This is a genomic window from Paenibacillus sp. CFBP13512 (assembly GCF_005233705.1).
In the GTDB taxonomy this organism is placed as follows: domain Bacteria; phylum Bacillota; class Bacilli; order Paenibacillales; family Paenibacillaceae; genus Saccharibacillus; species Saccharibacillus nuruki.
This window is the reverse complement of record NZ_QGAD01000004.1, coordinates 235,755-249,820: the sequence shown is the minus strand read 5'-3', so window position 1 is coordinate 249,820 and position 14,066 is coordinate 235,755. Positions and strand designations below refer to the sequence as shown.

General features: G+C 40.4%; 12 protein-coding genes and 1 riboswitch. Of the genes, 6 read left to right on the top strand and 6 right to left on the bottom strand.

All coding sequences use genetic code 11. The annotated features are described in order from the left end of the window. Positions 1–2: 2 nt before the first annotated feature. Positions 3–1,361: an extracellular solute-binding protein gene (locus tag PaeCFBP13512_RS07675; RefSeq protein ID WP_241669312.1), complete on the bottom strand. Its 1,359-nt coding sequence runs from the start codon at positions 1,359–1,361 to the stop codon at positions 3–5. Positions 1,362–1,610: 249 nt separating this feature from the next. On the opposite strand from PaeCFBP13512_RS07675, the gene PaeCFBP13512_RS07670 reads away from it, so the two are divergent. Continuing rightward, positions 1,611–3,017, top strand: coding sequence for a family 43 glycosylhydrolase (locus tag PaeCFBP13512_RS07670; protein WP_137222278.1), 1,407 nt, complete (start codon positions 1,611–1,613; stop codon positions 3,015–3,017). 186 nt (positions 3,018–3,203) lie between these two features. Here the strand turns inward: PaeCFBP13512_RS07670 and PaeCFBP13512_RS07665 are convergent, their stop codons facing one another. Further along, positions 3,204–4,184, bottom strand: coding sequence for a DMT family transporter (locus PaeCFBP13512_RS07665; protein WP_069326924.1), 981 nt, complete (start codon positions 4,182–4,184; stop codon positions 3,204–3,206). Between the two features lie 136 nt (positions 4,185–4,320). Beyond that, positions 4,321–4,479: riboswitch (FMN riboswitch) on the bottom strand. 386 nt (positions 4,480–4,865) lie between these two features. Here PaeCFBP13512_RS07665 and PaeCFBP13512_RS07660 point away from each other — a divergent pair. Further along, positions 4,866–5,162 (top strand): hypothetical protein, encoded by a 297-nt coding sequence (locus PaeCFBP13512_RS07660; protein ID WP_206665604.1) that lies wholly within the window; start codon positions 4,866–4,868, stop codon positions 5,160–5,162. Between the two features lie 65 nt (positions 5,163–5,227). On the opposite strand, the gene PaeCFBP13512_RS07655 is transcribed toward PaeCFBP13512_RS07660, so the two are convergent. Beyond that, the gene (locus tag PaeCFBP13512_RS07655) at positions 5,228–6,100 is read right to left on the bottom strand and encodes a hypothetical protein (protein WP_069326923.1); all 873 of its coding nucleotides are present in this window, start codon (positions 6,098–6,100) and stop codon (positions 5,228–5,230) included. 159 nt (positions 6,101–6,259) lie between these two features. Beyond that, the gene (locus tag PaeCFBP13512_RS07650) at positions 6,260–7,135 is read right to left on the bottom strand and encodes a LysR family transcriptional regulator (protein WP_069326922.1); all 876 of its coding nucleotides are present in this window, start codon (positions 7,133–7,135) and stop codon (positions 6,260–6,262) included. 215 nt (positions 7,136–7,350) lie between these two features. Between PaeCFBP13512_RS07650 and PaeCFBP13512_RS07645 the strand changes: the two genes are divergently transcribed. Genes PaeCFBP13512_RS07645 through PaeCFBP13512_RS07630 form a run of 4 tightly spaced genes read left to right on the top strand, consistent with a single transcriptional unit; the run spans position 7,351 to position 12,433 of the window. Next, positions 7,351–8,334 carry an ABC transporter ATP-binding protein gene (locus PaeCFBP13512_RS07645; protein ID WP_137222276.1) on the top strand — a complete coding sequence of 328 codons (984 nt, stop codon included), beginning with the start codon at positions 7,351–7,353 and terminating at the stop codon, positions 8,332–8,334. Between the two features lie 45 nt (positions 8,335–8,379). Further along, positions 8,380–9,414: an ABC transporter substrate-binding protein gene (locus PaeCFBP13512_RS07640; protein ID WP_069326920.1), complete on the top strand. Its 1,035-nt coding sequence runs from the start codon at positions 8,380–8,382 to the stop codon at positions 9,412–9,414. A gap of 14 nt (positions 9,415–9,428) precedes the next feature. Beyond that, the gene (locus PaeCFBP13512_RS07635) at positions 9,429–11,114 is read left to right on the top strand and encodes an ABC transporter permease (protein WP_137222274.1); all 1,686 of its coding nucleotides are present in this window, start codon (positions 9,429–9,431) and stop codon (positions 11,112–11,114) included. Then, positions 11,111–12,433: an MBL fold metallo-hydrolase gene (locus PaeCFBP13512_RS07630; protein WP_241669311.1), complete on the top strand. Its 1,323-nt coding sequence runs from the start codon at positions 11,111–11,113 to the stop codon at positions 12,431–12,433. Before PaeCFBP13512_RS07635 ends, PaeCFBP13512_RS07630 begins: the two co-directional genes overlap by 4 nt. Before the next feature lie 201 nt (positions 12,434–12,634). Here PaeCFBP13512_RS07630 and PaeCFBP13512_RS07625 read toward each other — a convergent pair whose 3' ends face one another. Together PaeCFBP13512_RS07625 and PaeCFBP13512_RS07620 are read right to left on the bottom strand one after the other, a co-directional pair. Beyond that, positions 12,635–12,883, bottom strand: coding sequence for a type B 50S ribosomal protein L31 (locus tag PaeCFBP13512_RS07625; RefSeq protein WP_069326918.1), 249 nt, complete (start codon positions 12,881–12,883; stop codon positions 12,635–12,637). A 107-nt stretch (positions 12,884–12,990) separates the two neighbouring features. After that, the gene (locus PaeCFBP13512_RS07620; RefSeq protein ID WP_137222272.1) at positions 12,991–14,052 is read right to left on the bottom strand and encodes a globin-coupled sensor protein; all 1,062 of its coding nucleotides are present in this window, start codon (positions 14,050–14,052) and stop codon (positions 12,991–12,993) included. Positions 14,053–14,066: the final 14 nt, after the last annotated feature.

The window sequence follows — 14,066 nt, the reverse complement described above, 5'->3', positions numbered from 1 at the left end:
CCTTACTCCTTCAAAATATGGTTAATTAACGGCTCTAAATGATTTAACATTTGATCAACACTTTGCTTGCCGTACCAGATTTTCTCCAATTCATTAATCAGCGCATCACTCATCATAATTTGCTTCGGATGACTGGGGAAATATTCGACATGATTGGCTTCTGCAACATACTCTTTACGAAATGGAAGCGACAAATATGCAGGTGATAAAGCTTCGGCTTGAACAGCAGGTACATGCCCTGCTTCTCCCCATATGGCTCCATTCCGGGCTAACCAGTTGGCAAATTTAATCGCCGCAAGTACTTTTTGAGGATCTTGTTCATGATGGGTTGGAAAAGCAAGTGTATGCGCATCACCCCATGATCCAGCATGATCATAGATTTGTGGAAAAGGCATGACCCCAAAATCCAAATCAGGTACTTTTTCAAACGAACCAATAGACCATACGCCTAGAAAAAGCAAAGCTGCTTTCCCCTGTGCAAATTCATTAGAAGCATCATTGATATTCGGCGGGATCAATTGTTGATCATACAGTGAAGTGACTAATTCTAGCGATTTCTTAGCGGCAGGCATATTTACAGAAGCACGTGTGCCATCCGAAGTATATAATTGTCCTCCTCCATCGATCTGAGCATACAATGACCACCATAACCATAACGAATCAATACGTACATTGGGTACAGCTAGAGGAGCAACATCTTGTGGGATATGCTGTTGTAATTTCTGCAAAAAGTCTACAAATCCTTGTTCTCCGGGTTGCATCTGTACTTTACCATCTTGATATAAGCCTGCTTTGGCTAACCACTTTTTGTTGTAATACAATATGCTAAAATGAGTATCCAGTGGAATTGCATAATGTTGTTCATTGACCATCGTTCTTGCAAGAATTGATGGATTAAAGTCTGTAAAATGTACTTGCGCTTTTGCAGCGAATTTATCTATATTTTGTATAAATCCTGCGGGGATATACTGAGCGAACATAGATGCATGTACAATCGCTACATCTGGTGCTTCTTCGGTCACGATCGCCGTCGATAATTTGGTATAGTAATCATCTGATTTATTATTTTTCATCGTGACTACAATATGATCAGTATTTTCTCGATTGTACCGTTGTACCAATTCATTCATAAATGAAATATCGCCCCCACTAAAAGGAGTCCAAAATGATATTGAAATAGACTCGGGAGCAGATGAATCCGTAGAGGGTATTGTGCTCTGTCCATCACCCCATAACGATGATAATCCTCCACGATAAACTCCATAACTTATCAGTCCAATCATCAATATCATAAGGCTTAGCAACACACTATATAATTTAAGCTTTGTCATCGAAAATAAAGATTGTTTGATCCATTTCATCATCTAATTCAACCTCGCTTTGTAGATGTGCTTCATCCTTAAGTAAAACCAATCATACGAATTATGCCTAATGTACCTGTTTGATCTCAAAGTGTAAACGGTTAAACTCTTCATTCAGACCCTCTCTTGAATATCTCCAATAGAATGTCTATCCATCCAAAATATCGTCCTGTTCCACAACTCTATTCTGCGTTACAGTTCCTATTGTAAGCGTTCTCTATTTCAAGAATATGCAAAGGGGTTGAATCAATGAACAGTCGTCGATTGATGATCAAAGGAGGATTTTTATTTTTGCTATTCACTTTGCTTATGAGTACCAGTATCAGTATGGCTTCAGCAGCATCTGTACAAAAACAGTTTTATAATGTCATTATGCAAGATGGTGCAGATCCGTGGATGTATAAGCATACCGATGGATTCTATTATTTCACAAAAACGACAGGGAACAATGTCACGATCTGGAAATCTTCAACATTAACCGGGATTGATGCTGCTGAAAAACGTGAAATTACCACAGGTGGACAAAATGTCTGGGCGCCTGAAATTCATTTTCTTAATGGAGCTTGGTATATTTACTATGCCAAAGACGATGGAGATAATGCTAATCATCGTATGTATGTGATGCAGAATACGAGCAGTAATCCCATGCAAGGCACTTGGGTAGATAAAGGTCAAATCACCGATACAACGAACCGCTGGGCGATCGATGGCACTCCACTATCAGTTAACGGACAATTGTACTTTATTTGGTCAGGTTGGGAAGGAACCGATAATGTTAGACAAAATCTTTATATTGCCCATATGAGTAATCCGTGGACGATTGATTCTGCACGTGTTGAAATTGCTCGTCCTACGTATGCATGGGAAACGAATCATCAACCTAACGTCAATGAAGGCCCTCAAGTGGTGATCAAAAACAACAACATTAATCTAATCTATTCTGCCAGTGGAAGTTGGACGAATGATTATGCGTTAGGCTTAATTACAGCACAGACGAACAGCAATTTATTAAGCCCTTCGGCTTGGAGCAAACGTGCTCAACCTGTATTCTCTTCTGCTAATGGAGTCTATGGCCCGGGTCATGCTTCATTTACCACTTCTCCTGATGGCAAAGAAGATTGGATTGTATATCATGCTGCCAAATTCAACAATTCAGGCTGGAACCGAGAAATTCGTACTCAGAAATTCAGCTGGAATACAGACAATACACCTCAATTTGGTCAACCACTGAATCCAAATATGCAGATAGCTATTCCATCAGGTGAACCAGATCGCAACCGTTATGAAGGCGAGCAAGGAACTTTTGGCGGAGCAGCTTATGCTTCTTCAAGCCCTAATGGTTCAGGATCGTCCAAAGCAGGTCATATTGATACAACAGGCAGTTATGTACAATATTCTGTGAATGTTCCTACAACAGGAACCTATATGCTAGCTGCACGTACAGGCAATGGCACCGATGGACTGGATTGGTCTACCCTGCGCCTTTCTGTCGATAGCAATAATGCAACAGACTTTTTTATTACGAATAAAGGTTGGGAAAATTGGGGATTATCGACGCAACGTCTATCGTTGACAGCAGGTAATCATACGATTCGTTTTAGTAAAGGAAATGGTTATGGAGAGTTAGACTTCTTCGATCTAGTACGTATTCAATAAATATAGAATGCTTTCAGGCTTGAGATGACAAGCTACTGAATATTCGATATCTTATGACATCGCTGTCTTATACAAACTAAAAAAATCCTGTCTACTATAGCGGAATTTCGCTGGGTAGACAGGATTTTTGATATTAAAGTTACTATTTATAGATAGATGAACATATTCTTTTTGATACAACAGAGCTTATGACGCAGAAGGTACTGCTGTTTTGGCATCAGATGGTTGTTGACGTCTGGAAATAAAGAATAATGCTACCCAGATTAACAAGAATCCGACCAATTGAGCCCATGTTAATAATTGTCCAAATACGATCCAGTTAATAATGACACCGACTAATGGAAAGCTCAATTCTGCTAATGTTGCTACCGAAGCTTTGGTAGTCGACAATCCTTTATAATACATCAATAGACTGAGCAAGCCCGGCAATAAGGCTTGACCTAGCAAATTCAATGATACCGCTGCGATACCACCAGAATCAGCAGATAGGCTCCAAGCTGCACCTTCATGCCAAGTTAATACAAGCAATAATGGTAGTGCCATAATAAAGCGCAATGATGTGACGGTCTCATATTTCATCTGTCCCACCATTAAGCGTCCCATAACTGTAGATCCACCCCATAATGCAGCTGCACCTAGAGCAAATAGACTACCGACCTGTACAAATTCACTCATATGACCAATCGGAATCGCGAATCCGAAAGTTAAAATATACGTACCGACTAATGCTAAAGCAAATAACCAGCCAAATCCACGTGGTAATACTTCTTTCAAAATAATACGGGCTAATACGATCGCAAAGATTGGTTGTAATTTCTGTAATAATAAGACGGCATTGAGGTTACCATGAGCCAATCCCATCGTAAATAGAATCGTAGCAATTGCTGATCCACCCCATGATAAGAACAATAACGCTCCAATATGGCGCATTTTTAATCCTTTTAATTCAGCACGGTTCACCCATAATACCGGAGCTGCCGCTAGAAAAACAATCAAATGCTCCAACAATACCAACTGAGTTGAAGTCATTGTTTTCAGCAAAATAATTCGGAACAGTGGATCTACGCCCCATAAAGCGGCGCCTACAAAAACAAGCCAAAATCCACTTTTAATATGACGCTGTCTAGCTGATGATGCTGTTTTGATGTTATAACTTGCATTTTCCATGATTCAAACTCCCTACGTGATTAGAATTTGAATATGAGATCTCATACGGAAAGCCCCCGTTATCAACGTACAATAAACGGGGGCTTGATCAAATAAACCTGCAACTGTATTTTACAATACACTGGCATGCTTATCGGTTGATCTTCTCCCATCCGGACTTTACCGTCGGCTCTGGATTCTCACCAGATCAGTCATTCCTCTATAAAACGAAAAATGAGTCGCGGGCTACCATTTTTTCACTTGTAAAAAAATGTTCACCGCCGGTCGGGAATTGCACCCTACCCCGAAGATCTCTATTCGATTTTGGTTTGTTAGTATAATTTAGCTACTCTCATGTTTAACCATGAAAACAAGATTTGAAAACTTTCTTGTATCAAACATTCAATATATCTCATTATAAAGATACTTTTAGTAACTTGCAATAGTTTTGTACAAATAAATAGCTAACAATAGATTAAAACATTTAATCCCGATCAATTAACTATACTATACAACAAATATAATTTCTGTCTAGTCATGATCGAATGTTTCTATACATTTATAGATTTGTTGATAAAATGGAAAATATAACTATTTTCTTTTGCATTACTCTATTGTCACATATCTGTAACAGTTGTATAATTATAGATGCTTTACATGTTTCCACAATATTCAGTACATAATTGAGAGGGGTAGAAAAATTTGGATTATAATTCGCAAAACAATGGTTACCCGCCTGCGCAACCGGATGCACCTGCTTCTATTATCAGTGTGAAAGAGTGGATGCTTACACTTTTATTGTTAGCTATTCCAATTGTCAATCTAGTGATGTTATTTGTATGGGCTTTTGGTGGCGGTACTCATCCTACCAAAGCTAACTATGCCAAAGCAGGACTGTTATGGGCAGCAATTGTTATTGTTATTTACATTGTTATCTTTCTTGTTTTCGGTGCAGCATTCTTTGCAGGTATGGGCAATATGGAACGTAGCGGATACTAATAGAACAACCAAAAGAAGCACCTCGCAGGGTGCTTCTTTTTTTGTCTATTTTTAAATAGATGTTCTTAGTAACGATCTAATACCAATTGTGTTTTGAGCGAATCTTGTGGCACTAACCAACCTTCTTGATTCAAATAGTTCATCAATTGTTGACGATCTGCTGCTGCTGTATTGTAATCATCGGTTTTGAACGAAATCTCTATCACTGGCTCTGTACCTGTTCCTGAAGCATTGCGAATGGGCCAAATTTCAACATCCACATCGATTCCGTTCCATGTTCCTTCATATTTACTAGCTACTACAGGTCCATAAGCACGAGACACTTTTAGCTGCTTTTCACCCCAGCTTGATCCATCTTTCCACTTTTTCAATTTCCCTGGAAGATTATCTACAAGTAGAGACAATGCTTTGCTATCTGCTGGCAATGTAGCTCCTGATGTGGTTGCTTTAGACTTTTTATCATTAGAAAGACTTAACGTCTGCTTACCATAGCCCCAATCGACTTCAGCTTCATAATTCGTATCCGATGCATCAAATCCTTGTTGATTCGCTAGAGTTAACGCCGCATCAATATTTCCGTTAGCAATGTTATAACGCTTTTTATACGTCATTTCAAAATTATCTTTATCTGCTTTTTTGCGAAAACGTACATTCCAACCTTCACTATCTAACTGCTTATCACTAGTATCGAAATACTCTACCGCAATTTTCTGCGCTGTTGCAGGTAGATCAAAAGCATCTTTCACTTCAGACTGAATCGTTAGGTCGCTGTTCAGAATATCATCATCCAGCATAAATTTAACCTCATACGTTGGTGTGAGATTGGCGGCTTTGGCATCGACAACAGATGTAGATTGTGGAATATACAATCCTGCGAACAACACACTGCTTAGCAATACCAATGGAGCTTTTTTACTGAGCTTCAATCCTAAATTCATTTGCAAATTCTCCCCTGTCTGTGGAATATCATTTGACTACTACTCCAATGTAACAGTGAAGAATGATAGCGGAATCAACAGATATAGATCATTTCGTAAAAGATATCTATAGTTTCTATATGCTATTCATCACTTTTTCGATGCTACTGATATCTGCACTTAACTAAAATATTTCACAAACTGATGAATAAGCCCTGAATAATGACGTTGACTGTTATAGACATAATAAATGTAACGATGAAAAGGCGTATTCGGTAATGGTCGCATGTGGAGTAATCCTTGATGCACCTCTTCTTCGACAGCCATTTTGGATAAAAAAGAAACATACTCTCCCAACATGACCGACTTCTTAATCGCTTCCGGTGAATCGAGTTCCATATATTGCTCGGATACCACACCTACACTACTCATCCAGCGATTGCTCAATTGGCGTGTACTTGATTCGCTACCATGAAGAACAAATCGGCTTTGACGTAGCGTGTCCATATGCAACTCTTCATAGTCTGCCAGCTTGTGATCCGGCGCGAAAATAGCCACCATTTCATCTTCATCGACTAATCCTTTGACTAATGAAGGATGTTCGAACGGTTCAGTCAGCATAATACCTAGATCAATCTCATGATTAATCAACATTTCTCTGATCACAGGCGAAGGCTTTACAGCAATCGAAATACTCACTCCCGGATAAGCACGACTGAACGTATCTATAATAGAAGGTAATAAATAGGTCGCTGGTACATAACTTGCTCCTATTCGTAAATTTCCTCGTTCCAATGCTCCAAATTCTTGTACCACTCTTCTCGATTCTGCGGCTAATGCGTTAATCTTAACTGCATAATGAAGTAGTGCTTTACCGGGTTCTTTGAGCATCACTTTGCCACCTCTGGATTCGAACAACGCAACACCCATTTCTTTTTCCAAGCTTTTCATATGAAAAGTAACTGTCGGTTGCTTGAGCCCTAACTCATCTGCGACAGCGGTGATTTTGTGATGTCGGTCTAATAATTCTACTATTTGAAATTTGATCAAATTCATCGTATAACCCCCATCATTGCTTTTCTTCCACCGTACCATAGAAACATTCGATGATTGTCAAAAGGAACACACTATAAACTTAATGTTGCGTTTACATTCCCCACATACCCCGTGCAAATTGAGCAGATATACTACATATAGAAAGTAGTTCAGGGCAGTATTCGCACACAGTAATCATGCCGATGAACAAGCGTCAAAGATAGGTGGAATACAAAATGACAGCATTAACGATTCAAGGAATCAGCAAGTCTTTTGATGGTGTACAAGCATTACAAGCGACTGATCTAGTGATCGCTTCTGGCAAATTCACAACATTACTCGGACCTTCTGGTTGTGGCAAAACCACATTATTACGTATGATCGCTGGACTTGAAACGCCCGATCAAGGAGAGCTACGAATCGAGAATGATATTCTGTACTCTTTCAAGCAACGTAAAAATGTCCCTCCACACCGCCGTGGATTTGGAATGGTATTCCAAGAATTTGCCTTATGGCCGCATCTCACTGTTTTTGAAAATGTCGCTTTCAGTCTGCGTGCTTCCGGTCAGAAAAAAGATATTCAAGCACGCGTCATGACTGCACTGGAACAAGTACGTCTGCAAGGAATGGAACAACGTTATCCACATCAACTATCAGGTGGACAACAACAACGGGTCGCTTTTGCAAGAGCGATTGTGATGCAACCACGTCTAATTCTATTTGATGAACCACTAAGTGCATTAGATGCCATTTTACGTGATGAAATGCGAACAGAGTTAATGAATTTGGTACAACAGTTAGGTGTAACAGCCCTCTATGTTACCCATGATCAGACTGAAGCCATGGCGATGTCTGATGAGATTATTGTGATGCAGTCTGGATCGATTTTACAACGTGGAACACCTGAACAAATTTATCGACAACCGACTCATCCATTTGTAGCTCGCTTTATTGGACATTCCAATTGGATCGATAATGGACATCAGATGGTTCGTCCCGAGCATATCCGCTGGCAGAGCAATCATTCGCCTGATGAACATATACATACTGGAATGATACAACAGGTCAGCTATATGGGTGATCGCTATGAAATTCTATTGGATATGGGTGAAGAACGACTCTGGACGGCTTATCAAGATGAACGAATGACTGTCGGTGAACAGGTCCATATTTATATTTCTGCACAACATGTTCATACGATCGATGCTGTCTCTGTGTAATGAGCTATTCAAATATGGATTTAACCACTCTAGGAGGAATAAATAATGAAATGGAATCAATTGTGGCAAAAAGGAAGTCTGCTTGCTTTAACAGCGATCTTGGGAACAACACTTGCAGGTTGTAGCACTTCGACAGGTGCATCAAGCGCGGGTTCCTCTACAGCAAAAGATGCAGGTACACTGGTTGTCTATAGCGCAGGACCTGAAGGGTTAGCCAAAAAAATTCAAGCAGGTTTTGAAGCCAAAACAGGGATTAAAGTTGAAATGTTCCAGGGAACAACAGGTAAAATCCTTTCCCGTATGGAAGCTGAAAAAGCCAACCCTGTAGTCGATGTGGTTGTTCTCGCTTCTCTTCCATCTATGCAAGCATTAGCAAAAGAAGATATGACACTCGCTTATCCAGAAGCAGCTAATCACGATAAATTAGTCAAAGATTGGTCAGATACAGAAGGTAAATATGTGAGCTATAGCGCTTCTGCTCTCGGCATTGTCTACAATACCAAAGAAGTGACGACTCCACCTACATCATGGGCAGATCTTGCGAAGCCTGAATGGAAAGACAAAGTGAATATTCCTGATCCTTCGTTGTCTGGATCTGCGCTTGATTTTATTACAGGTTATTTAAGTGCTGAAGGCGATAAAGGTTGGTCATTATTTGAACAATACCAACAAAATGGAGTTGCTATTGCAGGTGCGAATCAAGAAGCACTTGATCCTGTCATTACTGGAGCCAAATCAGCTGTAGCTGCTGGTGTCGATTACATGGCATACAAAGCCAAAGCTGATGGTGAACCTGTCGATATCGTGTATCCAAAAGAAGGTACAGTCATTAGCCCACGTCCTGCGGCGATTATCAAAACAAGTCAACATGCTGATCAAGCCAAGCAATTTATCGACTACCTATTGTCAGATGAAGCACAACAAATGGTAACCAGTGCTTATCTATTACCAGGAAGAACTGATATCACTGCTGACAACCGTGCCAACTTAAGTGAAATTCCAACATATCCTGTGAAATGGGATTGGATGGGCGAACACAGCGAAGAAACAACAACCAAATTTACGAACCTATATAAATAAGTGGTGATCCTATGATGAAAACAAATACTAATCGAACTCTATTCACTTATCAAAAAATCAGTACGGCTGCGGCATTTTTGCTGCTCGCCGTACTAATTGTATTTCCGCTCCTGATGATTTTCCGAACAGCTATTGACCAAAATGGTGTGATAGATCTAATGGCTCCTTTGCGTCTGCTCGGTCAAAGTGATCTTACTTCGGTGATGTTCAGTACATTATGGCTGGGATGTTGTGTAATTGTCACGACGACAGTGCTGGCGCTACCTTTAGCGTGGATGATGGCGAAAACAGCGATTGGTAGACAACGTTGGTTAGATGTTGTTTTTCTGATCCCTTTTATGACACCCCCTTATATTGGTTCTATGGGTTGGATGTTATTTATGCAAAAGAACGGCTATATGGAGCAGATTCTTCCCGCTTCAGCCAAAATCACACCTGCTTTTTTCAGCTTTGGTGGCATGGTCATGATTATGAGCCTACATCTGTTTCCTTTTCTTTATCTAATTCTGCGCAATACGTTAGAACAGATCGGCGGAAGTACAGAAGAAGCTGCTTCTGTTCACGGTGCTTCCTTTGGCTATCGTTTCCGTCGCATTATTTTACCGTTATTATTGTCTAGCTATGCGATGGGCGCTCTATTAATCTTTGTCAAAACGATTGCTGAATTTGGTACGCCGGCTACCTTTGGTCGCAAAATCGGATTTTATGTTATGACGTCTGAGATTCATAAATATATTTCCAGTTGGCCGATTGATTTTGGCAAAGCGACTTCACTTGCTTCTTTACTTTTAACAGCATGTCTATTGATGTGGTATATCCAAAGTATATTAAGTAGTCGTTACTCTTACCGCTTAACAGGAGGTAAAGGATCACGTAGTAAAAAGTATTCTCTGCGTGGTTGGAGTGGAATTGTCTGCTGGTTGTATATCAGTGTATTACTGATTACCTCTATCGGTATTCCTTACTTTTCTGTGATTACGGCTTCATTATTGCGCTTGCGCGGAACAGGGCTAGCTGTCGGTAACTTTACGTTAGAGCATTATAAAGACTTGTTAAGCTGGGGTTCTGAGAGTATGGAAGCACTGATCAATAGCTTTACCCTTTCCCTTGTAGCTGCAACGATTGCTGTATTAATCGGTACATTTCTAGCGCTCAAAGTTGGACAGGGCAAACGATGGTCACAAAAAGGAATCGACCTATTCAGTCTAATGCCGAATACCGTTCCTGGAATCGTGATTGTTGTAGGATTGATCTTATTCTGGAATTCACCATGGATGCCTATTCCTCTTTACAATTCATATGGCATGGTGGTCTTAACGTATATTATTTTGTTCTTGCCGTATACGTTACAGTATGTCAAAGCGAACAATGGACAGATTGATCCTATTTTATTACAAGCCGGTGCAATCTCTGGCGGGCACCCTTTATATGTATTCCGTCGTATTTTACTGCCTCTACTGCTTCCCGGTATGATCGCAGGTTGGACAATGACGTTTACGATTGCTAATCGTGAATTGGTGGCTTCCCTGTTAATTTTGCCACCATCCATGCAGACTTCTGCAACGTATATTTTTGCTCAATTTGAACAAGGAGCTGTATCGATGGGAATGGCGATGGCTGTCGTTTCAGTGGGGATTACTACAATCTTACTGCTGATTTTACAGACATTACCTGCCTATCGGAAGCAGCAAGTATCATGATGGAACTCACTATACTTGGCGGTGCAGGTGAACATGGTCGATCCAGTTATCTACTCCAACAGGGGGAGCAGAGTCTGTTACTTGATTATGGTGTCAAAAAAGAAGGCGATGGACAATATCCGATCACTCCTGATATAGATGAAATGGTCGCTAGTCTACAGACTGTCTTTTTATCGCATGCTCATGAGGATCATTGTATTGCATTACCTTTGTTATATAAGCATGGTTACGCAGGCGATGTCTGGACAACTAGAGCTACGGTAGGTCAATTACCTGCTTATTTTGAAGCTTGGAAAAAGTATACCGATCATCGCTCAGCAACACGCCCTTACGATGATGAAGATCAACAGCGTATCCAATTTCGTTATTTGGAAGATATCGCCCCACCGGGGAGCTGGAGCCCTTTATTGCCTCATCTGAGTGTGTGCTGGGGTCGAGCAGGACATTTACCCGGTTCGATCTGGTTAGCGTTATGCTGGCATGATAAATATATTTTCTTTTCTGGAGATTATACATCAGAATCCCAGTTGTTAGCCGCCGACCGTCCACTGCACCAGACACGATTAATCTCAAAAACGCAAACGATTCCGGGTATTCTCCCTGATCTGGATATGGCAATTATTGATGCTGCGTATGGTGTTGACCCTGATCATCAAGATAATAAGTTAACCCAGTTGAAGCGACATATCGATGAGACTCTTCGGCAGCAGGGATCGGTGATGCTTCCTGTACCGGTCTATGGACGGGGACAAGAACTCATGTTATGGGCAAGTGAAGAATATCCGAACACGCCCCTGCTTGTCGAAGCAGGGCTACTTAATAACTTGCGTTCATTTACAGCCGATACGTACTGGCTTCATTCACAAGCATGTGCACGGATTGAACGTTTGCTTCAGCACCCGTTGCTGTATGTCATGGATGATGAACTATCTCGCACCACTTTGCCTGCACAATATCAGCAATTTATTTTATTTACCGATGATGGTATGATGCAATCGGTCAAAGCACAACAACATTATGAACGTATAGCAAACAATGAACATAATGCCGTGATTTTTACAGGGCATCTGGCGCATGGTTGCTTCGGACGTAGACTGTTGCTCGATACAGAACGTGAAGGTTGTAAAGTTTATTATGTCCGTTATAAAGTCCATCAAGGGCTTCCTGATGTACGGCGAATGTTACTGGACCTCAAAAGTCCACCTGCACTACTTGTTCATGCGACCAAATCACGTACCGATGGACTGGCGCTACGATTAGAACAAGAAGGGTTCCATCGTATTCATTCATTGCTTCCAGAAGACAAAATACAATTTTGAGTCCCTATAATTTTGAGTCACAACGATGATCATGGGAATGACGATACATGAACATGATCATCCCATATCATTTCTTACCTTTCTATAAAAAGGCAACAAAAAAAGCGTACCATATTCATATCCTAGGATACGAACAGGTACGCTTTTTATGACGGTTCAAAACAGTTCGAAAACGTTTTGAAATGGTGTTCAACGTACGTCTTAGTTTTTCAAGCCGTATTTTTTGTTGAACTTGTCTACGCGGCCACCGATGTCTGCGTTTCTTTGTTTACCAGTGTAAAACGGGTGAGAAGCAGAACTAGTATCAACGCGAATCACTTGATAAGTGTTGCCATCTTCCCATTCCATAGTTTCGCCGGAAGTTTTAGTTGTTCCACTCAGGAACTTATATCCGCAACTTGGATCAAGAAAAATAGCTTGTTGGAATTTAGGATGTCCTTCTTTTTTCATGAGTATCACCTTCGTTCATAAAATTAATCGCACTTTTCTTATTATACACCGTTATATCCAAATGTCAAAGAACTTATGTTTTTAATTGCAATTAATTTTGAAATTTTTTAGGAAAGCTTGGGATTCATCTCTGTTCCTACAATAACTGCCGAATCCTCTGACTCTGTATGTTGCAATTGTTCTAATTCAGAAGCTACTTGTTGAATCATATCTGCAAAAGCCGCTAGTTCTTGTGAACGTCCTGCTTGATGACGTGACCACTCTACATTTTTGCCAAATTCAGATTGTACTTGATCCAGCTTACTCATAATCACTTTTAGCGTCAGACTGATATCTTGTAACGCATTTTGTGATGATCCGGCTAGCTTGCGTACTTCTTGCGCTACAATACTGAATCCTCTACCATATTCACCAGCATGAGCCGCTTCTATTGAAGCATTCAGACCTAACAGATGCGTCTGTTCCGATATTTCACGCATCACTGTTCCTACTTTACTAATCTCTTTGACTTCATGCCCTAGCTCGTCCATCTGTTGCAATGAACTTTCTTGTGAATGTGCCATTTGATCTGCTGATTCTGAGATCACACGTGCATTATCATTTAATTTGACAATCATCTCACTGATCCGATTAACGGCTTCTGTGACAGCCGTCAGCATATGCTCTTTTTGATTGACCATATTTTGAATACGGTGTTGCTCTCGTTCACCATATGCTTCTAGCACCAATTGGGAATCCAGATTAAACATCTTAGTCAACGCATGCAGTACTTTGATCCATTGATCAGGAATTTCACGTTCTAATACAACCGTTGCAATATCGGTATACGTCATATACGTACCTAGATAATAATCCGAATTTAGTCCGATTCGTGAGTGAATCCGACCAATCTTAAGTCTTTGCTCAATAAATTCTTCATCTACCGTGCCTGCCGCTAGTGAAATCCAGTAATCTCGTTGTGTCTGCTTCAGTCGATCTATTGTGGAACCTGCTTGCTTAATAATCTCATGCAAGGCTGGATATTGCTCAATATGATTATAAAAGTGATCAACAACCTCATCAACGACTTTGACAAATAAATCATAATGATGATGCAGTAATTGCAAATCAGCTTCTGTTAAGCCAATATATTGAAGTTGTTGTTGACGCTGCTTGGATACTTGGATCATGTGTAATACCTCCT

Coding starts and splice junctions, on each gene's coding strand:
- PaeCFBP13512_RS07640 (WP_069326920.1), top strand. CDS start 8,380: ATGAAATGGAATCAATTGTGGCAAAAAGGAAGTCTGCTTGCTTTAACA.
- PaeCFBP13512_RS07675 (WP_241669312.1), bottom strand. CDS start 1,361: ATGAAATGGATCAAACAATCTTTATTTTCGATGACAAAGCTTAAATTA.
- PaeCFBP13512_RS07665 (WP_069326924.1), bottom strand. CDS start 4,184: ATGGAAAATGCAAGTTATAACATCAAAACAGCATCATCAGCTAGACAG.
- PaeCFBP13512_RS07625 (WP_069326918.1), bottom strand. CDS start 12,883: ATGAAAAAAGAAGGACATCCTAAATTCCAACAAGCTATTTTTCTTGAT.
- PaeCFBP13512_RS07635 (WP_137222274.1), top strand. CDS start 9,429: ATGAAAACAAATACTAATCGAACTCTATTCACTTATCAAAAAATCAGT.
- PaeCFBP13512_RS07650 (WP_069326922.1), bottom strand. CDS start 7,135: ATGAATTTGATCAAATTTCAAATAGTAGAATTATTAGACCGACATCAC.
- PaeCFBP13512_RS07645 (WP_137222276.1), top strand. CDS start 7,351: ATGACAGCATTAACGATTCAAGGAATCAGCAAGTCTTTTGATGGTGTA.
- PaeCFBP13512_RS07630 (WP_241669311.1), top strand. CDS start 11,111: ATGATGGAACTCACTATACTTGGCGGTGCAGGTGAACATGGTCGATCC.
- PaeCFBP13512_RS07670 (WP_137222278.1), top strand. CDS start 1,611: ATGAACAGTCGTCGATTGATGATCAAAGGAGGATTTTTATTTTTGCTA.
- PaeCFBP13512_RS07655 (WP_069326923.1), bottom strand. CDS start 6,100: ATGAATTTAGGATTGAAGCTCAGTAAAAAAGCTCCATTGGTATTGCTA.
- PaeCFBP13512_RS07620 (WP_137222272.1), bottom strand. CDS start 14,052: ATGATCCAAGTATCCAAGCAGCGTCAACAACAACTTCAATATATTGGC.